The 22,408-nt window shown below is 59.7% G+C and carries 35 protein-coding genes and 1 pseudogene; 1 reads left to right on the top strand and 35 read right to left on the bottom strand.

Annotated features, from left to right (window positions below):
• Nucleotides 1-82: 82 nt before the first annotated feature.
• From H9658_RS14695 to H9658_RS14575, 25 genes and pseudogenes are all read right to left on the bottom strand, one after another.
• Nucleotides 83-481 carry a VOC family protein gene (locus tag H9658_RS14695; RefSeq protein ID WP_191825897.1) on the bottom strand — a complete coding sequence of 133 codons (399 nt, stop codon included), beginning with the start codon at nucleotides 479-481 and terminating at the stop codon, nucleotides 83-85.
• A 116-nt stretch (nucleotides 482-597) separates the two neighbouring features.
• On the bottom strand, nucleotides 598-825 hold the full coding sequence (locus tag H9658_RS14690) for a hypothetical protein (protein ID WP_191825896.1): 228 nt from the start codon (nucleotides 823-825) through the stop codon (nucleotides 598-600).
• Between the two features lie 198 nt (nucleotides 826-1,023).
• Entirely contained in the window at nucleotides 1,024-1,311 is a 288-nt protein-coding gene (locus H9658_RS14685; protein ID WP_191825895.1) for a hypothetical protein, read from the bottom strand.
• A gap of 25 nt (nucleotides 1,312-1,336) precedes the next feature.
• A complete protein-coding gene (locus H9658_RS14680) occupies nucleotides 1,337-1,825 on the bottom strand; it encodes a YcxB family protein (protein ID WP_225209987.1) in 489 nt (162 codons plus the stop codon).
• A 79-nt stretch (nucleotides 1,826-1,904) separates the two neighbouring features.
• Nucleotides 1,905-2,105 (bottom strand): annotated as a pseudogene (locus H9658_RS14675) (AI-2E family transporter); the annotation flags it as partial.
• 352 nt (nucleotides 2,106-2,457) lie between these two features.
• Complete coding sequence (locus H9658_RS14665; RefSeq protein WP_191825893.1) at nucleotides 2,458-2,901, bottom strand: DUF3592 domain-containing protein; 444 nt, start codon at nucleotides 2,899-2,901, stop codon at nucleotides 2,458-2,460.
• A gap of 387 nt (nucleotides 2,902-3,288) precedes the next feature.
• Nucleotides 3,289-3,516, bottom strand: coding sequence for a VOC family protein (locus tag H9658_RS22975; RefSeq protein WP_225209986.1), 228 nt, complete (start codon nucleotides 3,514-3,516; stop codon nucleotides 3,289-3,291).
• Between the two features lie 56 nt (nucleotides 3,517-3,572).
• On the bottom strand, nucleotides 3,573-4,214 hold the full coding sequence (locus H9658_RS14655; protein WP_191825892.1) for a DUF2625 domain-containing protein: 642 nt from the start codon (nucleotides 4,212-4,214) through the stop codon (nucleotides 3,573-3,575).
• Nucleotides 4,215-4,546: 332 nt separating this feature from the next.
• Nucleotides 4,547-5,533 (bottom strand): AI-2E family transporter, encoded by a 987-nt coding sequence (locus H9658_RS14650; RefSeq protein ID WP_191825891.1) that lies wholly within the window; start codon nucleotides 5,531-5,533, stop codon nucleotides 4,547-4,549.
• 211 nt (nucleotides 5,534-5,744) lie between these two features.
• The gene (locus tag H9658_RS14645) at nucleotides 5,745-6,155 is read right to left on the bottom strand and encodes a hypothetical protein (protein WP_225209985.1); all 411 of its coding nucleotides are present in this window, start codon (nucleotides 6,153-6,155) and stop codon (nucleotides 5,745-5,747) included.
• A gap of 2 nt (nucleotides 6,156-6,157) precedes the next feature.
• Complete coding sequence (locus H9658_RS14640) at nucleotides 6,158-6,466, bottom strand: hypothetical protein (protein ID WP_225209984.1); 309 nt, start codon at nucleotides 6,464-6,466, stop codon at nucleotides 6,158-6,160.
• 225 nt (nucleotides 6,467-6,691) lie between these two features.
• Nucleotides 6,692-7,369: a DUF1963 domain-containing protein gene (locus tag H9658_RS14635; protein WP_191825890.1), complete on the bottom strand. Its 678-nt coding sequence runs from the start codon at nucleotides 7,367-7,369 to the stop codon at nucleotides 6,692-6,694.
• Nucleotides 7,370-7,415: 46 nt separating this feature from the next.
• A complete protein-coding gene (locus H9658_RS14630) occupies nucleotides 7,416-7,961 on the bottom strand; it encodes an NADAR family protein (RefSeq protein ID WP_191825889.1) in 546 nt (181 codons plus the stop codon).
• A 78-nt stretch (nucleotides 7,962-8,039) separates the two neighbouring features.
• Nucleotides 8,040-8,459 (bottom strand): hypothetical protein, encoded by a 420-nt coding sequence (locus H9658_RS14625; RefSeq protein ID WP_191825888.1) that lies wholly within the window; start codon nucleotides 8,457-8,459, stop codon nucleotides 8,040-8,042.
• Between the two features lie 59 nt (nucleotides 8,460-8,518).
• Nucleotides 8,519-8,851: a hypothetical protein gene (locus tag H9658_RS14620; RefSeq protein ID WP_191825887.1), complete on the bottom strand. Its 333-nt coding sequence runs from the start codon at nucleotides 8,849-8,851 to the stop codon at nucleotides 8,519-8,521.
• A 644-nt stretch (nucleotides 8,852-9,495) separates the two neighbouring features.
• The gene (locus H9658_RS14615) at nucleotides 9,496-9,822 is read right to left on the bottom strand and encodes a DUF4288 domain-containing protein (RefSeq protein ID WP_191825886.1); all 327 of its coding nucleotides are present in this window, start codon (nucleotides 9,820-9,822) and stop codon (nucleotides 9,496-9,498) included.
• Nucleotides 9,823-9,901: 79 nt separating this feature from the next.
• Nucleotides 9,902-10,228, bottom strand: a complete 327-nt coding sequence (locus tag H9658_RS23210) for an excalibur calcium-binding domain-containing protein (RefSeq protein ID WP_318241376.1) — start codon at nucleotides 10,226-10,228, stop codon at nucleotides 9,902-9,904.
• Nucleotides 10,229-10,563: 335 nt separating this feature from the next.
• Entirely contained in the window at nucleotides 10,564-10,875 is a 312-nt protein-coding gene (locus H9658_RS14605; RefSeq protein ID WP_191825884.1) for a hypothetical protein, read from the bottom strand.
• Nucleotides 10,876-11,644: 769 nt separating this feature from the next.
• Nucleotides 11,645-11,959, bottom strand: a complete 315-nt coding sequence (locus tag H9658_RS14600; protein WP_191825883.1) for a hypothetical protein — start codon at nucleotides 11,957-11,959, stop codon at nucleotides 11,645-11,647.
• A gap of 70 nt (nucleotides 11,960-12,029) precedes the next feature.
• The gene (locus tag H9658_RS14595; RefSeq protein ID WP_191825882.1) at nucleotides 12,030-12,836 is read right to left on the bottom strand and encodes a trypsin-like serine protease; all 807 of its coding nucleotides are present in this window, start codon (nucleotides 12,834-12,836) and stop codon (nucleotides 12,030-12,032) included.
• Between the two features lie 76 nt (nucleotides 12,837-12,912).
• Nucleotides 12,913-13,146, bottom strand: a complete 234-nt coding sequence (locus H9658_RS14590) for a hypothetical protein (RefSeq protein ID WP_191825881.1) — start codon at nucleotides 13,144-13,146, stop codon at nucleotides 12,913-12,915.
• A gap of 55 nt (nucleotides 13,147-13,201) precedes the next feature.
• Nucleotides 13,202-13,423, bottom strand: coding sequence for a hypothetical protein (locus H9658_RS23205; RefSeq protein ID WP_318241375.1), 222 nt, complete (start codon nucleotides 13,421-13,423; stop codon nucleotides 13,202-13,204).
• Between the two features lie 499 nt (nucleotides 13,424-13,922).
• Nucleotides 13,923-14,606, bottom strand: a complete 684-nt coding sequence (locus H9658_RS14585; RefSeq protein WP_191825880.1) for a LamG domain-containing protein — start codon at nucleotides 14,604-14,606, stop codon at nucleotides 13,923-13,925.
• A 147-nt stretch (nucleotides 14,607-14,753) separates the two neighbouring features.
• Nucleotides 14,754-15,140, bottom strand: coding sequence for a hypothetical protein (locus H9658_RS14580; RefSeq protein WP_191825879.1), 387 nt, complete (start codon nucleotides 15,138-15,140; stop codon nucleotides 14,754-14,756).
• Nucleotides 15,141-15,636: 496 nt separating this feature from the next.
• Nucleotides 15,637-15,981: a hypothetical protein gene (locus H9658_RS14575; RefSeq protein WP_191825878.1), complete on the bottom strand. Its 345-nt coding sequence runs from the start codon at nucleotides 15,979-15,981 to the stop codon at nucleotides 15,637-15,639.
• Between the two features lie 367 nt (nucleotides 15,982-16,348).
• On the opposite strand from H9658_RS14575, the gene H9658_RS14570 reads away from it, so the two are divergent.
• Entirely contained in the window at nucleotides 16,349-16,573 is a 225-nt protein-coding gene (locus tag H9658_RS14570; protein ID WP_191825877.1) for a SymE family type I addiction module toxin, read from the top strand.
• 110 nt (nucleotides 16,574-16,683) lie between these two features.
• Here the strand turns inward: H9658_RS14570 and H9658_RS14565 are convergent, their stop codons facing one another.
• The 10 genes from H9658_RS14565 to H9658_RS14520 all read right to left on the bottom strand — a co-directional run bounded on the left by H9658_RS14565 (nucleotide 16,684) and on the right by H9658_RS14520 (nucleotide 22,393).
• On the bottom strand, nucleotides 16,684-17,025 hold the full coding sequence (locus tag H9658_RS14565; RefSeq protein WP_191825876.1) for a hypothetical protein: 342 nt from the start codon (nucleotides 17,023-17,025) through the stop codon (nucleotides 16,684-16,686).
• A 57-nt stretch (nucleotides 17,026-17,082) separates the two neighbouring features.
• The gene (locus H9658_RS14560) at nucleotides 17,083-17,388 is read right to left on the bottom strand and encodes a hypothetical protein (RefSeq protein ID WP_191825875.1); all 306 of its coding nucleotides are present in this window, start codon (nucleotides 17,386-17,388) and stop codon (nucleotides 17,083-17,085) included.
• Between the two features lie 70 nt (nucleotides 17,389-17,458).
• Nucleotides 17,459-17,899: a hypothetical protein gene (locus H9658_RS14555; RefSeq protein WP_191825874.1), complete on the bottom strand. Its 441-nt coding sequence runs from the start codon at nucleotides 17,897-17,899 to the stop codon at nucleotides 17,459-17,461.
• An 11-nt stretch (nucleotides 17,900-17,910) separates the two neighbouring features.
• Nucleotides 17,911-18,402, bottom strand: a complete 492-nt coding sequence (locus H9658_RS14550) for a DUF4760 domain-containing protein (protein WP_191825873.1) — start codon at nucleotides 18,400-18,402, stop codon at nucleotides 17,911-17,913.
• A gap of 90 nt (nucleotides 18,403-18,492) precedes the next feature.
• Nucleotides 18,493-19,338: a hypothetical protein gene (locus H9658_RS14545; RefSeq protein ID WP_191825872.1), complete on the bottom strand. Its 846-nt coding sequence runs from the start codon at nucleotides 19,336-19,338 to the stop codon at nucleotides 18,493-18,495.
• A 712-nt stretch (nucleotides 19,339-20,050) separates the two neighbouring features.
• Complete coding sequence (locus tag H9658_RS14540) at nucleotides 20,051-20,275, bottom strand: hypothetical protein (RefSeq protein ID WP_225209982.1); 225 nt, start codon at nucleotides 20,273-20,275, stop codon at nucleotides 20,051-20,053.
• A gap of 123 nt (nucleotides 20,276-20,398) precedes the next feature.
• Complete coding sequence (locus H9658_RS14535) at nucleotides 20,399-20,809, bottom strand: hypothetical protein (protein WP_191825287.1); 411 nt, start codon at nucleotides 20,807-20,809, stop codon at nucleotides 20,399-20,401.
• 73 nt (nucleotides 20,810-20,882) lie between these two features.
• A complete protein-coding gene (locus H9658_RS14530) occupies nucleotides 20,883-21,329 on the bottom strand; it encodes a hypothetical protein (RefSeq protein WP_191825870.1) in 447 nt (148 codons plus the stop codon).
• A gap of 84 nt (nucleotides 21,330-21,413) precedes the next feature.
• Nucleotides 21,414-21,707: a DUF2695 domain-containing protein gene (locus H9658_RS22970; protein WP_225209981.1), complete on the bottom strand. Its 294-nt coding sequence runs from the start codon at nucleotides 21,705-21,707 to the stop codon at nucleotides 21,414-21,416.
• Between the two features lie 404 nt (nucleotides 21,708-22,111).
• Nucleotides 22,112-22,393, bottom strand: a complete 282-nt coding sequence (locus H9658_RS14520; RefSeq protein WP_191825869.1) for a hypothetical protein — start codon at nucleotides 22,391-22,393, stop codon at nucleotides 22,112-22,114.
• Nucleotides 22,394-22,408 lie beyond the last annotated feature (15 nt).

Below are 22,408 nucleotides of genomic sequence, written 5' to 3'. Positions count from 1 at the left end.
GGTCGACGGCATGGCGCGCACTGACGCCAGCAGCAATCGGAACGCAGGCAAGCGCCCGCCAACCGCCGCGGTGTCGCCGCGCTTACAGCGGCCGATTGATGACGGCTTCGATGTGGTGTCCATCCGCATCCACCACGAACGCCGCGTAGTAGTCCGGGCCGTAGTCCGGTCGCAGGCCGGCGGCGCCGTTGCTGCGGCCGCCATGCTGCAGCGCCGCCGCGTGGAACGCGGCGACCGCGTCCCGGCTGGGCGCGGCAAAGGCGAGGTGGAAGCCGGGACCGGGCGCGCGGGCGCCGGCGCCGCGCAGCTTGATCGCCAGCTTGTCGCCGCCGCCGGGCAGTCCATAGCCAACGGCCTGGTCGTCGTCCCCGGGACTCAGGTCTTCCCATACCCGGACATAGCCGAGCGCACCCAGCACGGCATCGTAGAAGCGCGCGGCGCGTTCGATGTCTGCGACGCCGAGAGACACGTGATGGAGCATGTTGCGGAGTTCCTGGTCGAGTGGAGCGGCTGCGCCGTTGCGGAAGCGGAATGCCATGGCGTGTGGGACTGGTACGGATCGGACGATTCGACGCGTGGTCCGACGCGAGGGGCAGCTTACCAACGCCAGCCGTACTTCTTCATCCGCTTGCCGTGCACCCGCATATCCTCCGCGGCCGTGGAGCCCTTGCGGGCCCTTCCATAGCGGCCGACCTGGTAGGCGGCAAGCGCAAGCAGGACGCCCAGCAGCGCATAGCCGACATGGCGAACGTCTTGCAGCGCGAAGGCGAGATACACGTTGCGCAGTGCGCCCAGAACCAGCAGCAGGGAACATCCAAGCAGCACCAGGCGCCTGACGCCAAGTCATGTCGTCGCAACGGCTTCTTCTGCAGAGCGCATGGGCCTGCGCCGGCGGCGCAGCCAGAGCAACGCGCAGAAAAGCACTGCCAAGCGGCCGAGAATGTAGATTGCAGAATGCGGCACGCCACGTCCCTGCCAGTCCCGATGTGTCAGCGCCGCGGCAGGGGCGCCTGCTCGCCTAATTTAGCTGTCATTGAGCGGCTTGTGGCTCGCCCACTCGTGCTCGAACTCGGCGCGATCGATACGAAACGGCTCGAACTCGTCTGGATCGAGCGCCGCGGCACTGAGGCCTCCATACGCATCCTCAAGGCGGTCGCGGTGGTAGACCAGGACCGGGCCGGCGTCATAGATCTCGATCTGCCGGCTCGGCCAGAACGCATCATCGGTCTCGAACAGCCACCAGGAGTGACCCCATGCGTCGTAGCGATCGGCGCGGGACTGATTCCAGCGGCGTTTGTAGTAGTGGGGCATCGGGTGGCCGCGACCGTATCCGGCGTCAGGAAACCTTGCCGCCCGCAGCCAGGACCCTTGTGCGGATGAACTCCGCGGCTTCCGGGCTGAGGTCGGCGAGAGGCAAGGTGACGAATTGAGACTTCGAAAGCAGCAGCAGCCAATAGGAGTCGAATCGCCACACTTCGCGGACTGCCGACCAGGGCATGGTCGTGGTGCCGGCGCCGGACGAAAGCGACAGCGAGGTTTCGGATGCCGCGAGCGTGCCGAGGGGAGTACCCATTGCATCGAGCTTGAGCAGCGAGTTGCGATAGTGGATGGCGTAGAGCGCTACGGGAAGGGCAAAGCCGAGCGCCAGTACGCTTGCCAGGACGCCGACCAACCAGGAGGCGTTGCCGCCGCGAACGAGGAACACGAGGGGTCCCGCCACCAAGGCCAGGGCGACGACATAGCGCAGCCCGACGACGCGCCACCAGTAGCTCGCCACGGCTTGCCGGATCAGCTTTTTGTCGTAGCTCAGGGTGGCGCGGTGCATCGGATAACGTCCGCATTGGGCGCCGCTGTGCGGCGGCATCGGTGATGGAGATCCGGAGTCTACGCGTTACCCGGCCGGATCAATCCGCCGGTACGGTATCGTCTGCGTCGTCCAGGGCATGGTGGACGTACAGGTGCTTGACCAGCACGTAGATCACCACGGTCAGCGGCGCCGCCAACACCACGCCCATCGGTCCGAACAGCACGCCGATGCCGAACAGCGAGAACAGCAGCAAAGCCGGCGGCAGGTCCACCGCACGCGCCTGGATCAGCGGCAGCGCGTGCAACTCGCCGCGGACGCCGCCAGCCTCCAGATACAGATAGCCCACGCCGATTGGCAGAGTGAAGCGACGCGGCCCGGCGCTGCCGGGACTGAGGTGCAGCACGCCGTCGCGGGTCTGCGTGCGGGTGCGTGCGCAGGCCGATCCGTAGAGGCTGGGTTGGACGCATGGGGGCCATTCGCAACGGAGGGATGCCGCTAGCCTAATCGGGGGCACAGCAAGGATGCCGCCAGGGCGCTGGCTTCGGAGAACTGCCGCCAGCGCCTAGGCGCTCGGATGGATCCCCACGCTATGGTCCGATGGTGCCATCGACCTTACGATCATCGGTATCGAAGTGCTGTGGCGCCTGCGTTCAACGCCTTTGCTGCGAACGATCGGTATCGCTGCTGCGCCAGCGAACGGCCTTTGCCAAGCCGACGCCGCCGAATATCAGGCCCAGACCTCCCAGGAACCCAGGGACGCCCCACAATGCGCCCGGATCATCGACGATGGCGCTGCCTGCGGGCCACTCGGGCAGGTAACGCACCCGCACCCGCTGATCCTGCCGATAGCCGGAGATCAAGCCGCCCTGGGGATAGGAAATTTTTTCGCCAGCACCGGTAGTGAAGGCGATCTCAGGGTGCGAACCGCCGGCGTTCAAACGGCTGACGACGCCATCGGCGATGCGTGCGCGGGCGAGGAACGCGTGCCGATCCAGCGCAAGATTGACGGCGATGCCCAGCAAGCCGATCCCGATCAGGGCGAACAGCAGGCCCAGCAACATCTTCCCGATGTGGGGCGAGGAGTGGTTGGACATGGTTCTCGGCGTTCGTCCATGAAAAAAGGGAGCCAGGATAACAAGAAGCTTCGCCGGCGCATTTCCCGATGCCTCGCCATCGCCGACCAGCGTTGCGCAACGATGCGGAATGGGGTCCGGTTGGAGGAGCGAACGAAGTCGCGGAAAGCTTCTCGACGGCATCCATCGATGCACCGATGCTCGCGCTCGCTAGGAGGCCTCGAGCGTATCCCGGCGTCAGTGCATCGGGTTGAGGACGGCCTCAAGACGATGGCCGTCGGGATCGACGACGAATGCGGCGTAGTGGCTGTCCCGGTAGTCCGGACGCAGCCCGGGAGCACCATTGTCCTGACCACCGTTGCATAGCGCCGCCGCATGAAATGCGTCGACGGCAGCGTGGGTATCCGCTTAGGAGGCCAGATGGAATCCGGGACCGGGCGCTCGCGCATCCGCGCTCCTGAGCTTGATGGCCAGCTTGTCGCCGCTACCGGGAGTGCCATAGCCGACGGCTTGATCGTCGTCTCCCGGGGTCAGGTCTTCCCCTACGCGCACGTAGCCGAGCGGCAGAAGCGCGGCGTCGTAGAAGCGCGCCGAGCGCTCGATTTCGGAAACGCCTAGGGAGATGTGGTGCAGCATTTGGATAGATGTCTTTCAGCGCTGGACAGTGGGCGCTACCCGAAGCGGGGGCGGGTTCATTCCGCTTCGCTGGCCCACCCTGTATGGGAAGCGTAGTGTTCGGCGACGTTGATCAGCTTGCGGGAGCTGGATGCAACGGATCCTTCCTTGCTCCAAAGAAACGGAAAGAAGCTGAAACACTGGCTTCCACCGGCCTGCCTCACGTCTGTCTCCCACCCGGGCCAGCGCAAGCCTTCGTAGAAAATGTCCAGACGGTCGCTGAGCGCCCAGCGGAGGAAGTCCGTGTAGCCGATATCCAAGGCTTCCCATCGCAGCGTGTCGGGTGCGAAGTAGTACATCGCACCCAGGTCGCTTCCCAGGCTGCCGCCGTTCACCGAGAAGAAGCCACCGGCCACATCGTCTGCGACCAATAGGTGGCCCGAAGCGCGGCTAGCATTCCACTCGACGATGTCGCGCGGCAACTTGGGATGGCCCGAACCGAGGATGCGCAGCCAGCCGTGATCGATCAACAGCCCGCCGGTCTCGTACGCGATGGCGCCCATGGGGGAGCGGGTCGTGACTTGGAGACCGAGCAGAACGCCATCGCGTTGTTGCGAAGGCGAGAGCACCTCGAACGGCCGGCTGGCTTCGGAAAGCCATTGCCTGACCAGCGGCATCGCCGGATCATCGCGGACGAGCAGTTCTTGCAGCGTCAGCATGAATGTCTGATACCTGTACAGCGTGGCGCGGCCAAGTAAAGGGGTCTATCCGACCGCAACGCTTCAATTGGCGTCCAGGATACCAGCCCACGGAATCCCGGACGAATGCGATGCCGGACGCACCGCCTTGCTCGGCGGCGAGCACGATCCAGAGGATCGGGCGCCGCCCGACGTGGCCGGAGCACGCTCCAGTTCCGATGCAAATCTATCCGCTGGCCAGATCGTTTGGCCGACCGACCCACGCATTTCCCGGCAAACGCTGACTCTTGGGGCGATTGCTTGGCATGTCCTGGTGCAGAGCCCACGAGGTGGCCTCGGACGACTCCAGCGGATCAGGCCACCGGCACGGCGTCGTCGGGGTCGTCCAGGGCATGGTGAACGTACAGGTGCTTGACCAGCACGTAGATCACCACGGTCAGCGGCGCCGCCAACACCACGCCCATCGGTCCGAACAGCACGCCGATGCCGAACAGCGAGAACAGCAGCAAGGCCGGCGGCAGGTCCACCGCACGCGCCTGGATCAGCGGTTGCAGCACATGGCCCTCGATCTGCTGCAGGACCACGAACACCAGCAGCGCGCCCAGCGCCACTTGCGGACTGACGGTGAAGCCGAGCAGCACCGCCGGAACCGCCGCCACGATCGGGCCGACGATCGGGATGAAGTCCAGCAGCGCGGTCAGCAGGCCGATGCCGAGCGCCACCGGGACGCCCAGCAGCCACAGCCCAAGGCCGGTCAGGCTGCCGATCACCAGCATCGCCAGGAACTGACCGCCCAGCCAGGCGCGCAACACCTGGCCGCTGGCGGCCAAGGCCTCGTCGGCGACATCGCGCCGGTCGCGCGGCAGCAGCCGCAGCAGCCCGCGCCGGTACAGCTTGGGCTGCGCGGCCAGGTAGACGCCGCCGACGATCATCAGCACCGCGTCGGTGATCCCGCCGCCGGCCGACAGCACGATCGCGCCGGCATGCGTGGCCAGCGTCGAAGCGCCGTCGCGCAACTGGTCGGGGATGCTCTCGATCTGCGGCCCGAGCGGGCCGGACTGCAACCACGCGTGGAACTTGTTCCATGCCGCCGGCAGCGTGGTCCGGAACGCGTCGATCTGGGCGGCGACTTCCGCGCCGAACAGCAACACGATCGACGACAGGATCAGCACCAACAGCAGGATCACCAGGCCCAGTGCCGCCCACTCCGGCACCGGCAGCCACTTGCGCAGTGCCGACGCCAGCCCGTGCAGCAGCACGCCCACCACCACCGCGCCGAACACGACCAGCAGCAGTTCGGAGAGTTGCCAGGCCAGCAGCGCCAGGCCGGCCAGCGCCATGACGACCAGAACCCGCGCCGCGAAGGGCCGCAGCGGGGACGGAGAACTTGGGGAGGAGGACAGCATCTGGAACATCCCGGCAGAACGGCAGTGGGCGGACGATACGGTCAGCGAAGTGCAAGCCGAGCGAAGGGCGCGAGGCGCCGCGGTTGCCGGAACCATGCCGGTCCATGACCGGGGCTTGGCGCGGATGACCAGCCCGGGCGCATTGCTAGCATTGGAAGAAGAAGTACACAAAGGCCAACGCCAGGCCGCCCACCCACGCGGCGATCATCCCGCAGAAGCCAAGGACGATGACGGCCGATCGAGAAAGCCAACGCATGCCGCGCGAGCGCCGGACGAGATAAGCGAACAGCAGGCCGCCAACGACGATGCCCACGGCGACGACGAGCCAGCCCAGCAGGTTGACGGTCGGATCCTTCGGGCCGAATTCGGGCGGGCATTGGCTTGTCGCGTAGGCGGGGAAGGAGAACGCAAGCAGCGCAACAAGCGCGCTGCCTGGCGAACGCCGCTGTTGAATCCCAGTCCGTGCTGGCGCAGCGATTGCACAATGGCCGCACGGGCGTCGACGGAGGCCAAGACCACGACAGGCGAAACGGCAGGCACGGGGCGTAGGTCGCATGCCTATCTGAGTTCCTTGCGAATGACCAACTTCAAGCCCGACCAGATCGCGTCCACCGCGCAGACCTTCACGTCGACAAAGCCGAGCGGTAGCGCCAACTCCCGGATGGTGTCTTCGGTGATGTCGGTGGGCAGTTTCGATGCCTTCTTGGGCCAGGACACCCAGACAACGCCATTGGGCCTGATCGCGCTTCGCAGCACCGCAAGTTCGGCTTCCAAGACACGCTTGCGCTCGGCGAAGAGATGCACGATGTCGGTGGCGGGGGAGACGGTCGATTCGAAGATGGCCCCAGCGGGAACCGGCTCGAGCAATGCGCGTTAGTTGTCGGGCGCGTATCGCGCAACCACTTTGCTGTTCGCCGCGATACCCAGCTTTTGGGCGAGAGGTGTTCCCGAGTAGCCGGCGGGCTTCATGTCATGACTGTCCGAATGCCTGACTTCGTGGTGGGACCGGGCCGGAAGCACCAACACCGCCCAGGGTGGGCACGCAGGCGACATTGCGCTGCTGGCTCGGCTTGGATGCATCGTCGGCTGTATTCAGTAGAACTGGCAAGACCATGACCATTGCCCTTCGGGCGAGCGGAAGAAGTAGCCAACTCCGTTGTCTGCCCACATCCAGCCCACTTTTTCTTCCGATGCCACCTGGAAGACGAAGTCCTTCAAGCCGACGCCATGCTGAACCTCGGTAGGGTATCCGCCGAATTTGGTACCGGCATGGCGCGCGAAGTCATCGAAGAATGCAGCGGATGCCGTCTCGTCGTCGTTGACGGGCGTCAGGTCGACGCAGTCCCAGGCATCTTCCCACCCGGGAGCATCGTCCTCCACCCCGCTCCAGTCGATCGGAAAAGGCCGAAAAGGGTGCGCTGTGGGGGGAAGCGGCTGCAGGCCATCCAGCGACCTGTACTCGCGGATCAGCCAGCCATCGCCATGCGGGCGATCGAATGGGTGGCGCTGCAGGTTCTGGAACAGCACCAGCAACGCGATGCCTTGCAACTGCGGGGGAACGAAGGGCAACTCGTCGATGCGGACCTGCAACAGCGGAAACATCGGCTCGCCATTCCACGAAGGAAGGCCTTCGTTCGGCAGGCCAACTGCGCGGCAGAACCATGAAGTCAGCGGGTCTTCGGATGGGCGGAAGCCGCCGACCGTAGCGACGGAAGCACGGCGCAGCTTGGTGCGCAGCTGGTTCAGTACTTCGAGTGCGGTAGGCGTCATGGGGGCGCAATGAAGTGTCGGCGGCGCAGCATGGTCCGCAGCGTTCCTAGAAGCCGTCGCGCACCTGCATGAGGGCGAAGCCCAGGAGATTGAGGCCGAGCCAGAGGTTCGGGTTGCCTGCCCTTGCGTCGTCTTGGGCGAGGCCAATGCCCCAGATGGCGTCGACCGGACTCGCCTCGACGAGAATGCGTGAGCCTGTTTGCTTGAGGAACAGGCCCAACGCCGTGTTCTGAGCAAACTTGGCCTCGTTGGCACGGATCACCACGGCGAAGCGATTCTCCAGCCAAGTCGCCTCATCGAAGCCGCGCACCTGCCGCCCTAGCGCCTTCGCTGCTCCGGGCGTAGGCGCCTGAAGTACCAACGCCCTTGTTGCCTGATCCCCGAACAGCGCGGCCTTCTCCGCCATCATGAAGTGTTCGGCTGTTGGATAGCGCTGCCCTTCAGCGACGAACGGAGCTTCATACCATTGGCTGAAGCAGGATGCGGTCACTTTGCCTTTGCTGGTCCGATGACCCCAGAAGAAGAGGTACTTCAGGTCCTCGCCAGCGTTGAAACGGGAGCGAAGGGCTTCCAGAGGCTGGGAATCATGCATGGTGGATGTCATGGCGCCTACGCAGGAATCAATCTGCACCGCGAAGCGGCGCACGCTCGAACAGCACGCCAGAGTCCATCAGTCCCACCAACAGGCAACGGGGCGTGTCTCGCTGGGAACTTGATAAGGCTCGTATGGTTGATCCACGAAGCCCGTCCAGGTCTCGTCGGGCTTTAGGTGCTTGGGGAACCATGTCGCCACCTCCTCGGGTGTGGCGGAGGTCATGATGTAGACGGTATCCGAAAACGGCCACTCGGGACAGTCGAATGCGGTGATCTGAACGCGGATGTCTTCGACATCCGGACGCTGTGCAATAGTGCGGAAGAGGTTGTGGAACGCGCCGGGTCCCGGAGCGCCGTCAAGGTTGCAGCCGATGCTCCCGACCTCGACGTTACCCTCGAAGAACTCGTCGACGGTCAGCAGTGGTCGCGGGGTTCCAGGCTCGTCGGGATGCCCTAGACGGCTGACGCGCTCGGTGATGCGGTCGAGAGGGGTCATGGGGACTCCAACATTTGAACTGAGTTGGCACGAGAGGTGGCATCGGCTTGAGTGCGTCGTTAGGCGTCGAGCTCGCGAAGCCTCTGCTCGATCTTGTCACGGTCCAAGCAGCGAGCAACCACGGGCCAATGTCGTGCCGCGGCAATATGCCGTATGCCAATGCCGGTAGCCAACCCGACGATAAGTGCGCCAACCGTCGTGAACAACGCCAGTAACGACTGAGAGCGCATGACGCCAAGGACGATCGCGACAACGAGGAAGGGAACCAAGAGTCCGACAACTTCTCGCTTGAGCATCGATCGCCAGCTGTTGTCTATCGGCTCGTTCAGGCTGGCCAGCATCCATGCCAACGCGTGCTTCTCCTGGCGCTTGTTGAGTGGGCGTAACTTCATTTGATCTCCGAACGTGAACTATGCCGAGCCACCAAGCGGAACTCTGCCTGGGTTGGTCTGCTGTGTGGCGTGCCCCTGCAGCAGGCACGGACGATGACACGACTGTCTCCGTCCGGCGCGAGTACCGAGCATTCCCCGATCTTCATGGTCGGCTCGCTGAGGTGCGATTTGCGCTACCGCATGGATTAGGCCGATCCGTCGGTAGCGTCGTTAGGCCTTGTCCGCCTAGACGGACAGGGCTACCGACAGAAATCCTGAGCCAATCCAGATGAGAAAGCAAAGCCCAGCGCTAGGCAGCAACAGCGGGCGAACGCTTGCTCCAACGATGGCAACGACCATCACCGCCAATGTGCAGCCCCAAAACATGGGCCTGGCGCCAGTGCTCCAAGCGAGCCAATGTGGCGGGCCAATGAGAGATGCATAAAGGACAGAATTTTTTGGTAGCCAGTCCTGCCTGTAAAGAACGATAAGGCAAAGGGCTATGTACGCCAGGACTGCAAGAGAAATGAATGCCGCTGCAACTACTTTAGTCAAGCCAGCCGCTGAAGCCTTGGGAATTTTCATGTCCATATCAAGGCCGGTTGTGCGGAATAAGAACCAAGTTAAGTCTCTTCGGAGCGCATGGTGGGTGTGCCATGTTCGGACTAGCTGCTAGGCCGAGGATCGGGATGGTATTCGTAGGAGACGTAACGGCTCTCATAGAATTCATTGAGTTCGAGACGCGACTCAAAGAGTTTGGACCAAAGTTCATAGCCGTCGGTGAGAGCGTTGCCATCCTGTTCGTAGCTGACTTGATCGGGATGCGCCTCAAGGTTCAGGTCAGCCGCATAGGTAACGGATTTCTTGTGGGCTTTAGCGAAGGCCTCGTCCTGGTCGTTTGCCTCAAATGCAACGATGCGCTCCTCAAAGACGTTGGTTCCATCGTCTTTGGTTCCGAAGGCATACACCGTCCTGATTGCGTACCACCCCATGGCAGCTCCTACGCAGCCTGATGCCCGATTTAAACCGACCCGGAAGCGGGTTCGGTCTGAATGATTGCCAGCGCATAGTCTACCGACGCCCACGGGAAGGCTCGCATCCCACACCGTCGTTGTCCCGGTCCAAGTGAGGCCCGTAGCCTGGATCGCCGCGATGGACTGGAGCCGCCCCCGCGGCACGGGCCTCCGTACAGTTGGCAAATGCGTGACTGCCCGACGTAGATCCCGAGGGGGAAACGCTATTGGCAGGGACATAGGAGCTGCGTGGAGAGGGGGGAGTGCTTCCGCCCCGGTGGCAGTGGTAGTCGCCCGTTTTGCGATTGGTGTGGCAGCCGTCCTTGTTGAGGCCGCCGCCGTGCGCCCACGCGCTTCCGGTGATGGCCAAGGAAGCGAGTGCCACAAGCGTTGCAACGAAAGATCGCACACAGCCCCCTGATGCGCGGAAAATCCTATTGGACCGTGTATACGCGGCCTGGCACGATCCTCGTCGAGTCGTCGGCCGCCGTCAATCATTCCAGGCGCTCAGGCTCCTCGTGTGTTTCGGTGCGGTGTTCAGTCTTTGGAGGACATGCTCAGCATGCGGGACCTGTGCCCTGGCTGGTCGTCGCTGCGGTGCCCTTGCGCACCGACCCGACTCGGGATGCCGCGCGCCGCAAGGGTGACAAGGTAGACCGCATCGCCAAGCGCGGGCAGGCGCTAACCGTGCCGCGAAGCGGCGTCGGCTTTAATGAATCGCTAGGCTGCGCCCCCATGACCGCTGCCTGAGTCACCATCGTGTACCAAGAAGAAGTCTGCAGCATCAAGGCCGTACTCGAGGTTTGCTTGGGCGAATGCAGCCTCCAGGTTCTCATGCCAAGTGTCCCCGCAGAACTCACCGGACTTTGCATAGCGGAAAACGAAGTAGTGAGCGCTTCCTGGCTCAGGTTCAATCTCGATGCGCTCAGGCAGTGGCATCGCGCTTCCTTCGACCAAGTGCCCATCGACGATACTGCCGACTATATGCATATCAGGCCGTTTGAAATCCCTTGGCCTTGCGATGTATTTCATGGTGATCGAATGCCTGAAATAAGCCGCACCGGGAAGCGGCGTGGACCTCAATGAATTGTTAGGTGCCAACCCTGTTGGCACCATGAATGGACTGTGCAAGGCCACGCAGTATATCCAGCTTGTTGGGCGGGGCATCCGGCGCCATGAAGTCCGGGATTGTATGGGGCGTTCGCCTGGGGCGGGAGAGGAGTTGCACCGGCCACTCTGCCACCCGACGTTGCTTGACATGTACGTACCGCCCAGGCTCAGGCTCGTCTATGTACTCGTCCTGCAGGATCAGGGCCAGAGGTTCTTCCGAGCCCTGCGTGTCTTGCGAGAAAGCCAGCGCCTCCTCATACGTTTCGAAGGGATAGTAGTAGTCACTCCCATCAGCGAGATCCGGTGCACCGCGCTCCGGGTGACACCACACCCGATACTCAAGAACGGCGTCCCATACGTAGCCGCCGCCAGCCTTTGCGCTCGCTGGGTACGTGCCAACGAGCATTGGATCTACAACTGGATGCGATGGAGCTGTCATTGTTGCCTAATGCTTGAATTGAGCCGCGCGGCTGAGCAGCGGCGGATCGAATGAGAAGCCAGAGGAGAGCACATGCCGGCGCCGCCTCTCTCCGATGATCTTGTTTCCTCCATTCGAGCCGCTCCGAAAAATTGAATTTAGCCTACAGGCGAAGTGGCCTCGACTCGACTGGATTGTTGGCGCCCGCATTGGATTACGGGTTAATGAATGAGTCAAGTCAACTGGTGAAGTGAGTTCGGATTCAATGAAGTGTTAGGCCTCATCGTCGCGGAGATCGCCAAGGCGTGCAATGCCGGTGAGGACTACGCCAATCAAGAGAGGAGCGAATGCGTATTTCTTGAATGGCGCGTCAAAAACGCTGAGCAAAGTTCCCAATCCCATAGCCAAAAGAGTAAACGACTGCGTCGCGGCGCCGAACTTGGAGGCGGTGCGGCCGAACAGGCGCCACCGGGCGCAGAAAATCCGGCGGAATCGCGATGATGGCCTGATCCATGTGACATAGATCATCCCAGCACCGAAGACAAGGAAAGTGAGGCTTGCGGCTATGGCAAAGCCCAGAGATTGCATCATAAGGCCTAGAATCTGAGTTGAATCAACCGCTAGGCGGCTTCGACCTGATGTAATGATTGGCGCCCGCCTACGGGTGCGTAGATATGATGCTCCCAATCCACTCGCTGTAGTGACTCAGGCGGACATTGCAGGTGATTTGACCATACCTCCCGGGCGTTCTGATAGCGCTTTGAGGATCCGACCATGAAGTCAGTCCAGCCACCAGCCAATCCTTGTCAGCCTGGATAAGGACGGGCCCGCCGCTGTCGCCACTTCCTGACCCACCCTCAAGGGGAAGGGCGTCCGACGGCTTGTCGAACACATAGCAGAGCCAGCGGCCATCGGCGCTGGTGACCGTGTTGTAAGCGCGGCGAAGCTCCGTGCGGTGGGAGCTGCCGAATGCATAGCCCGTGACGCCGTTACCGGTAGCGCCTTTCCCCATGACCTTGATGGTCTTGCCGAACTCGTCATCGCGCTTGCTGAGTGCGGCTGGCGAGACATCGGTAACGGGTTGTGCCAGCTTGAGAAGTGCGATGTCATCCGAGGAGGAGAGCGCCACCCGGAAAAGCGTCCAATCCCAAGTGGCGAGCGCCGAGTCTAGCAGCGCTTGTGGAGGCTTCTTGTATCCGGGGTTTATCACGAGACGTTCAACGTCCCTGGATATCCCATTGATAGTGACCTGCTTGATATCCGGTTGCCAGGTGACTGCATGGGCAGCGGTTATCACCCATTGCGGTGCAATCAGCACGCCATGTCCCTCACCAGGCATGTCGACTAGCGCAGGAAACTCAGATGCCGGAACCCGATACTTCGCGTCATCAACGTCATCCCGAATGACGATTGCGCTTGCACCGAAAGGCACAACGAACAGTGCGAGCAACAAGAGTCGTGTCATATGCGATTCCCTTGGAGAATCTCCGAGTGGCTTGCGCCTGAGCCAAGCCATGATGCGGATACCGCTGAACGAGGTGTCAGGTGGGCGCCCCGCGCTCGATCAGTACGAAATCCTCCGCCGTCTCCGTCGTGTAATGCACAAGCCCGGCGAAATCCGTGTCGACCATGATGCCTGCGCCAAGATATGCCCAACTGTCCTCGCCCGGCAGGTACTTGTTTGTGTCCGTCGAGGCAATGACGCGGCCACGGTAGGCCCCGTCGATCCGCAGAATGTCGCCAACTTCTATGTCTGTGCCATCCGCGTACTTCATGCTGTCGCCTGTCGTTCGAGCTAGGTCCCGCTGCGGAACGGCTTCCGATTGAGCGCTAGGCCGCCGCTGTGTGTCCCGGCCGCCAACCAAGGAGGCGGGCAGGCAGGAACAGGATGGCGTGCAGGAGTGCGAACACTGCGGAGAAGGTGATCCCCACGAGGCGGAATGGCAGCGTCAGTATCCAAACGATTGGCCACAGTACCAAGACCAGCAGGGCCAGCGGCCAGCACAGAACAAAGAGAAGGCACCAGGCAACTGTCGCAATTAGCGCTTTCACGACGCGGCTCCTTTGGCCCGTGAGCGGAAGCGGAAGGATTGCAGTTCCAGGGAAATGCGGCAACTGGCGTGCGACGAATGAGCCAAAGCAACGGATGAAGCGCTAGATATGGCGACGAACTCTCCCAGTGGGCTGACGCCTGAGTCAAGCCGATCCGCGAGGTGAGTCCGGCCGCGATGGTTAGGCGGCATCCGCAACGCCGCACGCGCCATGGCTTGATGCTACTGACGTCAAGGGCGCTGACGATCCGAGTAGCCATGGACCTCCAGGCCCGAAAGATGCCTGTTCAAGGCCTAAGCGACCAGGCCCAGGGGCTCAACGTGGCATGGCCGTCTTTTCGGTGTAATGCACAAGCGAGGTAAAAGGGCGACGATGGCAAGAAGCCAAGCCCAGGTCTGCGAAAAACGTACCGCGTTCCGTCAGACCGGGCTTGCTGACTTGCCATTGGCGCCCCGCTTGACCGAGGGGTCAGGCATCGGCGCGGCCGCCGATGCAAAGCCTACGGGTGTAGAGGCCTGAGCGGCGCGACTTGCAGGTTGGCGTATTGGCCGTCATCTGAATCGACGAAAAGTCCAACGGGGCGTTCGGTACCACCGCTCGACAGCCTGGCGACGACCAGGCTCGGCTCCTTTGCGTGATTCACGAAGACCCGCACTTGGCTGGCGGTCACCTCAATCTTGGCGTGAAACCAGGCGTCCGGGTCCGGCACCGGGTTCACTGCCTTCTCGAACTGACCCGGTGCGCGCTCCCTCAGATGCTCCCAGGTGTTTTCCGGCCACGCTATGTACTGTACCGAGCGGTTGCGAATGGGGGCTTCGGCGTTGAAGTTGAACGGCCGAAAATACACGGCTTCGAAGGTCTTCTCGTCGATGATGTTGAACGCCACGCCGAGAAAGCTTCTCTGCTTGACGTTCTTGCCCTTCAAGTCGACCTCAATCGTCCCGGTCGAGAAGGTCAACCCGCGCGGAAGCGCCAAACCCACGATTCCAATGGGTGGGTCCCCTTTGGCGATTAGGCGCACCGCAGTGCTCCCATCCTTCTCGGTGCGCTCGACGTTTGCATGAAACACCTTCCACGACTTGCCGTCGGCAATCGTCGAGAGATCCGGCGTGGAAGGTTGCGCCTGAGCTGCATGAGCCAAGCCAAAAACTGCAACAAGCACGGTGAGAGCAACAGTCTTCATCGCAAACCTCTCTTTCGTCGGCTGCACTGAGGTCGTCCAGGATTGGCCTTGATGGGGCGCGACGCAGGTTGTATCGGCCTGAAACCTAAGCCTTGAGTCAAGCCGCGCCGCGAAGCGGGTTTGGCTTGAATGAATTGTTAGGCCGCACTAGCTGTACTCCCTAACATGTGGAGGCTGCGCTGAGATCACAGACACGCACAGGCACTCAGAAACGATCAACCACTCCTGCATCTGATCAAGCGCAGACGTTACGTGCAAGTACTGCCCGGCTACTCGATCGCGCCAGCCACCTGAGACAACCCTGTATAAGAAATGTTTGCTCTTGAGCGGAGTGTGCCAATACTCAAGCATGTCTCCCTCATCCATGACTTGGAAGGCTCGGGCGAAAGAGAAGTGGATCTCAGCGTATCGATCAATGCCTACAGGAGCAGAAAGCACCACTCGCAACCCTGAGTTGGTGTTGGTGAGCTCAATCACGTCGGAGCCGCCGTGCCACTCGATCTCTTTGCCGACAGATTCTAGGAGAGCTTGCATGCGGCCTAATACCTGAGTTAAGCCGACCCGCGACGCGGGTTCGGCTTGAATGAATTGTTAGGCACGTGGCAACAGACCTTCATTGCTAAGCGCCTCCATGACCGCCGGCAATGTGTACTTTTGCCAGCTAATGGTACTTTGTGGATCTCCGTCGTGCAGGAATTCACCGGCATCAAATGCCTCGTAGATGGTCTCCGCGAAGGGCGAGTGTCTCCAAGCAGAATCAGCGCCAGATAGTCGGTTCATTGCAGCGTCTGCTTGACGATATGAGAAAACCCCCTCCGCGAACTCGAGCGCCACATGCTTAGCGAAGTGACAGCTGAACGCTTCTAAGCTGATCTGATGCCCGGTACAAAACGCTCCAGACCATCGGGCAAGAGAGGGTTTCCTGGCTCTGGCTTGGTGCACGCTTCCACGAGTTGCTGAATAGCTTCTTTCAAGGGCCTAAGTCCTGAGTTAAGTCGTGCCGTGAAGCGGCGTCGGCTTGAATGAATTGTTAGGCAGTCTGCCAATGATCATAGATGTCTCTTACCTGGTTTGCCCAAAAAGTAAGTCGGCGTAACGGGTCACGACTGCCTTTGTAGTGCCCAAGCTCTACAGCCTTGGCAAAGAAGCCCTCGCCCGGGTTGTTGTCATTACCATAATGAACAATCAGCGCAGTGAGCATTGGACGGCCTGCCGCGTCCTCGTGGTCTGCAATGTGACCAAGCTTCTTTGCAATGATGTCTCTATCTTGATCCTTAGACATGTCTAAGCCGATAAGTGGCGCGACATCGCTGTAGGCGGCTAAATCGCCATCCTTGGCTAGCTGAATAAGTTTGTCGTACAGAGTTGTGTCCATAACTGCCTAACGCCTGAGTTAAGCCGCCCCGTAGCGGGGCAGCGACTACGTGCTAGCGTAGCGTAAAGCACGCTGGCGCTGCCACGATGTGGGGTCGGCTTGAACGAATTGTTAGGCCCATGCCCACCAGTTGACCGCAAGCCAGTAGAGCGCTAAATTGACCTAAGGTACTCAACATACCTTCCGCTAGCAGTGCCCGCGACTGAAACGCGTTTTTTTTGCGTCCATAGTTTCTATGGCCGAGTAGCGTCCAGTCATACAAGACCCGGCTTGCCGGGGAAAGCTGGGGGCCGTCTAGCGGCGGTGTTGAAGTACTCGGTCGCCCTCTCAACATGGGCATAACTCAACAAACCGCTAGGAGGCCACTATGGCCGTAAAGAAAAAGGCTGTACAGCCGAAACCGCGCTTTTTAACAGTTAGCTATCAGGTCTACGAAAGCCGGCACAGAGACATAGAGCGTCGGACCCGGCCGCGACAAGTGCCGTTCTTACGTTTGAGCGGCGCTTGGTTGCAAGCGGCAGGGTTCACGGTAGGCCAGAAAGCACGAGTGCAAGTCACTAAGCGCGGAATTATGATTTTAGCCAAAGAGTAATGCGGAGAATGCCGCAGACGGAAAAACATCCGCCTGCGGCATTCTGCTTTGTACGGGCCTAATGCCTGAATTAAGCCGACCCGCGAAGCGGGTTCGGCTTGAATGAATTGTTAGGCCCCATGCTGGGACACCTGGGCAGCAGTTGCAAGATGCTCATGAACTGCAGAAAGAGTTGCGAAGTGCGGATTGCCATCGATGTGACGGATGGCGGCAATAGACTCCGTCAGCGTGGGCTTGTCGGCAGCTTGGGTCAGCCGATAAGTACTCCCACCAACAGCGAACCTACTAGGATAATTTGGAGTGAGGAACTCCGCCCTCAGAGCGTTGCCAATGTCATCCCAGAAGATCCAGCCACCGTCCTCCACGTCGATATCCTCGCAGTATGCGATTGCCTCCGCGATGGAGGCGAATACGAAAAGCGTGTTCTCGTCGGTTGCTGCAGCAAAGATCATGGGGCCTAGCGCCTGAATGAAGCCGACCCGCGAAGCGGGTTGGGCTTGAATGAATTGTTAGGCCACATCTTGCCACCGTGACGCCACGCCCGGGTAGGCAATGTCTGCCGCCTGCTTGGCCGCTGCTAGGGATGCGTATCCGCCGGCGCCGATGACATCCCAGCTTTCGCTGCAATAGAGCAACAAATAGTCGTCTGGCTCGTAATTGTTGAGCGCAATGGCTAAACGTGGGACCGGGCCAATTAGCTTGCCGTCCACATGCAAAGTTGTGCGACCGCTGTATGCATTGGTCTCATCTATGAGGGCATAAGCGAGGACACGTGCGCCGGTCAGATCTTCTGGAGGTGGCTCGATATTGCTCATGGGGCCTAACGCCTGAGTTAAGCCGACCAGCGAAGCGGGTTCGGCTTGAATGAATTGTTAGGCCTCAATTTTACGGCATCTTTGAATCTCCAGATCTTTCAGTGACTGCTGGTTTGTCTTGAGCCAAGTTCGAGAGCCATGAGGAAAGCTGGTCCTTCGCAACGATAAAGAGAATAATTAGGAGGAGTGAATAAATGATGTTTCCAACGATTCCCGATCCCACTGCAAACCAAAAGGAGTCGCGCTTCATCCTAGAGCGAAGCTGACCAGCTTCTGTATCAAACTGCTTCTTTAGAATCTCTTCCGCGGATCGCGTATGCGCAATGAGGCTTCCTGGGGCAAGAAGGGTCTGCTCTGTCGCTACTAGAGCGGCGGCATCCAATGGCGGATTCCTGTCAAGCGTCAGTGACTCAAACTGCTGGCGATATATGCTGAATGCTAGATCGCGCACACAGTCACTCTTGTTGTTGCGAGCGCAGTGTTCCGCAATGATTTCGAAAGGGGTGGCCACTGGCTATCTCCTCAGAGCGTGTAGCTGGAGTGGCGTTCGCGAGATTGCCAAGCTCGTGCTAATTGAGTTAGTTGCACGTAAAGGCTTGCGGGCGAGCGACTTTGCGATTGATAAATGAAGCGCTTCGAAATTTCATAGAAGTAAACAATTCTGTCCCCCAGCCTTGAGTAGGCTATGTCTTCGTCATAGACGCCCGACAAAATTCCAGTGGCAAGTGTCTCTAAGTACTCCAGCGCCTTCGTCACTTCAATTGCGGCGTCGGAGTCTTCTACGAAGTAGTCGCCATCGCCCCTTGCAGCACGATGAAGCATGGACTCGATGATTTTCGAAATCTCTGGTGGTAACTGAACTGCTCTGAGGGTGCGTTCCATTTGGCTTGCCCTCGCTTCCCGAAGGTAGGTTCTTCGCAGAATTGAGAGTTGCTGCGCTAGGTAGAGTGTCGCTACCGCACTCAGCGCAGAAATCATCAAAGCCATTGTGGAGATCAGAAATTCTGGGTACATGACGATTCTCGGGTGAAAATGCGGTTGGATGTTGAGGCCTAACGCCTGAATTAAGCAGCGCCGCGAAGAGGCGTGGGCTTGAATGAACTGTTAGGGGGCAGGCCCACGTTCAATGATGTCCTTAACAGAAAGTGTTGGGGTCACCGGCCTGCAATTTGTGAGCACGCCAAAGCGTACTTGCAGTTCACCATGCTTGTATTCAAACACAAGTCTCTTAAGCTCCGGCGCGTCCTGTGCGTAGACGGGTAGAACCTTGTCTAGTGCAGATGCTCCTTGCCGGAGGAAGATTTCGATTTGCTCGGCCGTTGGGTTTGTCAAAATGGTTTCAACTTCTCTTGTTGAACCCTCGATCTCGACTAGCGTGCGGAAAATGACAAGCTGATCTCCTTTCCTTGTATCGGTTTTTGACGTCAACCGGGCAAGCCGAGGCTTGAGAGAATCCCAAATGTCAGAGCCAATCTTGTTGAATAGACCAGATGCTATGCCGCCTAGGACGAACGCACCAGTTAGAGAAATTATGCTGATTGGGTCAGCAGCCTTCTTGGCCTCATACGCGGGTCGAGTGCCAAGCAGCTGGGCAATTGCCTCTATGTCGTTGCGATCGGATTGATCTCTGTGAGTCCAGTCATAAGATACGACTAGCTTGTCGTCGTTGGCCGAGTGGATCGGGATTTGCCGGTCCCCAGCGGGAAGTGGTTCTTGGTCGGGCTCAAAGAACTCCATCTCTGCCACAGCTTCCAGCTCTCCGTCAGGCCGCTCTCGAACGAAGCATGACCTAAGCCTTCCTTGCGGAGGGATTCTTGGGTCGTGCTCCGTTCCGATTGGTATCAAATGAGAGTTGACTGAATCAGAAATTTGTCGGATGGCCTCGGGAGTTAACCTCTCCCCCTGGCTATCAAGCGTAGTGCTTGCGATGACTGCTTCAACGACCGACATTGTTCCGCTGCCCCCTAACGCCTAAGTTAAGCCGCGCCGTAGGCGTCGGCTTGAATGATGAGTTAGGCCTCAGCCTAGCAGCGTCATCCGTGCCAGCCAACAAGTGCAGCGCGTAGCTTGGCCGGCGCGAAGAATGCACCAAGAGCCAGGATTGCCGATGCCGCGAAGCAACCGACAATGGTGAGCTGGCGTGGAACTGGTTGCGCCAGGGCGTACAGGCCGCCCACACAGAACGAAACTGAAACCGCCAAGAGCAGAATCCGGGACAGCCAGTTAACGCGAGGTGGCAGCTGAAGGTCGCCCATGAGGCCTAACGCCCGAGATAAGCCGACTGGTGAAGCCAGTTCGGCTTGATTGAGTTGTTAGGTGTGAGCAATCGCTTGGGCCACAGCTTGGCTAAGGATTGACGCAGCCGCGAGTACAGCACCTATGGAGTTTCACCTGGATTGAGCGGCCAAGGTCTCCCGAACCTCCCAGCCGTCAAAAGTTACTCCGGAGAGATCAGGGGCATTGCCGCTTTTATCAGCAGCGCGACGGCGCCGCGATAGTGCTTCCTCACGCGAAACCTTTACGCGGCTCGCATAGAGCCAAGCCCCAGCCGACGCCAATGCGAATCCGATTGATATAATTGTCAGGAAGCTCATGAGCTTGATCTCACACCTAACGCCTGAGTTAAGCCGACCCGCGAAGCGGGTTCGGCTTGAATGAATTGTTAGGCCCTAACCGCAAACCACGCAATCAGTGACGAAATAGTGAGAAATTGCGCGCCCAGCACCAACAGTAACTCGCTGCGGCGAAAGAGCAAAGCTTCAATTGCTGCGCCAGGAACAGATGCAATCGCAATGCCAAGCGCGACAATGCCCAGCCACTGAGGATCACGCAATACGTGAAGCTGCATGGAGAGCGAGCAAGCAAAGACCAAAATCGAAGAGGCCAAGAAACCTATGAGGAATCGTCGCCAGAATGGTCTATTTATCCCTACAGTCATCAGGAATCGCCTTTCAGGGCCTAACGCCTGAATTAAGCCGACCCGCGAAGCGGGTTCGGCTTGAATGAATGGTTAGGCCGCGCACGAGCTAACGGGTGCGGCCATTTGAAAAGGCATATTGCCGAGACCGACAAGCCCCTCAACACTGAACAGGTACGTGCCCTTGACGAGGAGCGTCAGGCCACCAGCCCGCGAACAGTTGAACGTAAGCGACGTTACGTCTACTGGGTGGTGCCTGTCATCTAGGTAGATCGACCCGTCGATGTATCCCTCCTGAGGGTTGACCGGGAAGACGAACGACTTGCCTGCTAGATCGCTAAGAAGATTTGACGGAAGGTTGACCCCATCGAGGCGAACAGATGTGTCGACGAGCGTCCCATCTACCAGGAACGGACTCATAAGCAATGTCAGCGAGACGTTCCCCGGCTCGCCCGAAAGAATCGCATGGCGCGCCTTCAAGTCGACAGGTGAGAAATTTTTCATAGCGGCCTAACGCCTGAATTAAGCCGACCCGCGAAGCGGGTTCGGCTTGAATGAATTGTTAGACCCCAAGCTCCTAAACTTGAGCACGGAGCATGTCCTTAATTTCTTTCAGCGCCGTTCCAGCGCCAACAGCGCTGAGCAAGCTGTCTAGGATAGTGTCAATAGCGTCAACAAGTTTAGGACGGAAGCGGCCGGGAAATTTTACCCGCCGCATTCTCTTTGCAAGATCTTGAAGAACAGAAAGCTTGTAGCGCAGCTGGGTTCCCGTGAGGCCGTGGGCTTGTAACTTTGCGTCTGGAGCTTTAGAAATTAACGAGATAACCTCATTTAGTGGCTGATGTTCTTTTAACTCAAGCCACGCCTCCTCGCCAGCGGGTCGCAACGCAACGTAGGGGTGAAGAATCGGCCACATTTCGTTCCGCTCAGACGTTTGGCTGTTGACTAAATAGCAGGCGTCTAGCCATACATATACATCAGTCGCAAACTCAAGAAGAAGTTCTCTATCGTTGGAGATCGGCATGAATTATCCTTGGGGCCTAACAACTGAATTAAGCCGACCCGCGAAGCGGGTTCGGCTTGAATGAATTGTTAGGCAGCAGCCGACTCACTGCGCCAACTCCTGCTCAACGTTGGCCAGTACCTCACAGTCACAAAATCCGCCGTACTCGCCGAGCCAGGGAAGGATTGCCGCCTCCGGCAGGTCGTGATCCTGTAGAAATCGGCGCGTGAATCGAAGCGAGTGGTCACAACCGACTGACAGAGCGCCGTCTAAGTATTCAAACAGCTGGGCCAGCTTATCTTGGGAGATTGGCATTGCAGCTACTGCCGCGGCCCGCTGTTGCTGAGCTACCTCACGGACCATGGACTTGCGCCGCTCTTGCTCGAGTTTCGATGGCATTGGTTCTGCTGCCTAGCGCTTGAATTAAGCCGCGTTGCGAAGCAACGTCGGCTTGAATGAGTTGTTAGGCAGTGAGTGGCCGAAACGGTTGAGACCGCAACCATGCTCCCCAGCACTGCCCGCCTGAGCCGAGTGTGCCACAGGTTGCGGGATGAAGCTTGCGCCGCAATGCCACAGGGCCTATTGGCTCCGAAGCTAGGCGCAATGAGTGCCACGCGGCAGTGACACGAAATGACGAAGCGGTGGACTGTCCGATGCCAGTTACGGTGAGAACCACTGTCCTGAGCCGACCGCGTACGCGCCAGTGAACTGGTCGAAGATGCGAGCACCGATGCTGTTGCTCCACCACGGCCTAACGCTGGAGTTAAGCGGCGCGCGTTAGCGCGTCCGCCTTGAACGAGATGTTAGGCATGCGCCGAAAGCAGTGTGAGCTGCTGGCCCAGCCAGGACTTGAACTGTTGCTCGGTGAGTGGATCTGGCAAATGCCCACATTCGTTCCAGCGCCGGTCAACAACTTGGGACCAATCGTCCACGACTTGCGCCATCGCTGAATGACCGCCCCAGAACCGAGCCGCGTCGCGGCACTGGCTGACGCGGCCGTTGAGCTCTTGAATGGAGCAAGTGCCGCCCAGGTAGCGCTGCCCCGCCTCTAGCATTTGCCGGAACTCGGTGATTTCGACAGACATTACGTTGATGCCTAA

Origin of the sequence: Xanthomonas bonasiae (assembly GCF_014836395.1) — a bacterium.
GTDB lineage: Bacteria > Pseudomonadota > Gammaproteobacteria > Xanthomonadales > Xanthomonadaceae > Xanthomonas_A > Xanthomonas_A bonasiae.
This window is presented reverse-complemented; position numbering and strand designations above follow the sequence as displayed.

Bases quoted from the DNA above. Each gene is read 5' to 3' on its own strand.
- H9658_RS14695 (WP_191825897.1), bottom strand. From the start codon at position 481: ATGCTCCATCACGTGTCTCTCGGCGTCGCAGACATCGAACGCGCCGCG.
- H9658_RS14685 (WP_191825895.1), bottom strand. From the start codon at position 1,311: ATGCCCCACTACTACAAACGCCGCTGGAATCAGTCCCGCGCCGATCGC.
- H9658_RS14680 (WP_225209987.1), bottom strand. From the start codon at position 1,825: ATGCACCGCGCCACCCTGAGCTACGACAAAAAGCTGATCCGGCAAGCC.
- H9658_RS14665 (WP_191825893.1), bottom strand. From the start codon at position 2,901: ATGTCCAACCACTCCTCGCCCCACATCGGGAAGATGTTGCTGGGCCTG.
- H9658_RS22975 (WP_225209986.1), bottom strand. From the start codon at position 3,516: ATGCTGCACCACATCTCCCTAGGCGTTTCCGAAATCGAGCGCTCGGCG.
- H9658_RS14655 (WP_191825892.1), bottom strand. From the start codon at position 4,214: ATGCTGACGCTGCAAGAACTGCTCGTCCGCGATGATCCGGCGATGCCG.
- H9658_RS14650 (WP_191825891.1), bottom strand. From the start codon at position 5,533: ATGGCGCTGGCCGGCCTGGCGCTGCTGGCCTGGCAACTCTCCGAACTG.
- H9658_RS14645 (WP_225209985.1), bottom strand. From the start codon at position 6,155: ATGCGACCTACGCCCCGTGCCTGCCGTTTCGCCTGTCGTGGTCTTGGC.
- H9658_RS14635 (WP_191825890.1), bottom strand. From the start codon at position 7,369: ATGACGCCTACCGCACTCGAAGTACTGAACCAGCTGCGCACCAAGCTG.
- H9658_RS14630 (WP_191825889.1), bottom strand. From the start codon at position 7,961: ATGCATGATTCCCAGCCTCTGGAAGCCCTTCGCTCCCGTTTCAACGCT.
- H9658_RS14625 (WP_191825888.1), bottom strand. From the start codon at position 8,459: ATGACCCCTCTCGACCGCATCACCGAGCGCGTCAGCCGTCTAGGGCAT.
- H9658_RS14620 (WP_191825887.1), bottom strand. From the start codon at position 8,851: ATGAAGTTACGCCCACTCAACAAGCGCCAGGAGAAGCACGCGTTGGCA.
- H9658_RS14615 (WP_191825886.1), bottom strand. From the start codon at position 9,822: ATGGGGTGGTACGCAATCAGGACGGTGTATGCCTTCGGAACCAAAGAC.
- H9658_RS14605 (WP_191825884.1), bottom strand. From the start codon at position 10,875: ATGAAATACATCGCAAGGCCAAGGGATTTCAAACGGCCTGATATGCAT.
- H9658_RS14600 (WP_191825883.1), bottom strand. From the start codon at position 11,959: ATGCAATCTCTGGGCTTTGCCATAGCCGCAAGCCTCACTTTCCTTGTC.
- H9658_RS14595 (WP_191825882.1), bottom strand. From the start codon at position 12,836: ATGACACGACTCTTGTTGCTCGCACTGTTCGTTGTGCCTTTCGGTGCA.
- H9658_RS14590 (WP_191825881.1), bottom strand. From the start codon at position 13,146: ATGAAGTACGCGGATGGCACAGACATAGAAGTTGGCGACATTCTGCGG.
- H9658_RS14585 (WP_191825880.1), bottom strand. From the start codon at position 14,606: ATGAAGACTGTTGCTCTCACCGTGCTTGTTGCAGTTTTTGGCTTGGCT.
- H9658_RS14580 (WP_191825879.1), bottom strand. From the start codon at position 15,140: ATGCAAGCTCTCCTAGAATCTGTCGGCAAAGAGATCGAGTGGCACGGC.
- H9658_RS14575 (WP_191825878.1), bottom strand. From the start codon at position 15,981: ATGGACACAACTCTGTACGACAAACTTATTCAGCTAGCCAAGGATGGC.
- H9658_RS14570 (WP_191825877.1), top strand. From the start codon at position 16,349: ATGGCCGTAAAGAAAAAGGCTGTACAGCCGAAACCGCGCTTTTTAACA.
- H9658_RS14565 (WP_191825876.1), bottom strand. From the start codon at position 17,025: ATGATCTTTGCTGCAGCAACCGACGAGAACACGCTTTTCGTATTCGCC.
- H9658_RS14560 (WP_191825875.1), bottom strand. From the start codon at position 17,388: ATGAGCAATATCGAGCCACCTCCAGAAGATCTGACCGGCGCACGTGTC.
- H9658_RS14550 (WP_191825873.1), bottom strand. From the start codon at position 18,402: ATGTACCCAGAATTTCTGATCTCCACAATGGCTTTGATGATTTCTGCG.
- H9658_RS14545 (WP_191825872.1), bottom strand. From the start codon at position 19,338: ATGTCGGTCGTTGAAGCAGTCATCGCAAGCACTACGCTTGATAGCCAG.
- H9658_RS14535 (WP_191825287.1), bottom strand. From the start codon at position 20,809: ATGAAAAATTTCTCACCTGTCGACTTGAAGGCGCGCCATGCGATTCTT.
- H9658_RS14530 (WP_191825870.1), bottom strand. From the start codon at position 21,329: ATGCCGATCTCCAACGATAGAGAACTTCTTCTTGAGTTTGCGACTGAT.
- H9658_RS22970 (WP_225209981.1), bottom strand. From the start codon at position 21,707: ATGCCATCGAAACTCGAGCAAGAGCGGCGCAAGTCCATGGTCCGTGAG.
- H9658_RS14520 (WP_191825869.1), bottom strand. From the start codon at position 22,393: ATGTCTGTCGAAATCACCGAGTTCCGGCAAATGCTAGAGGCGGGGCAG.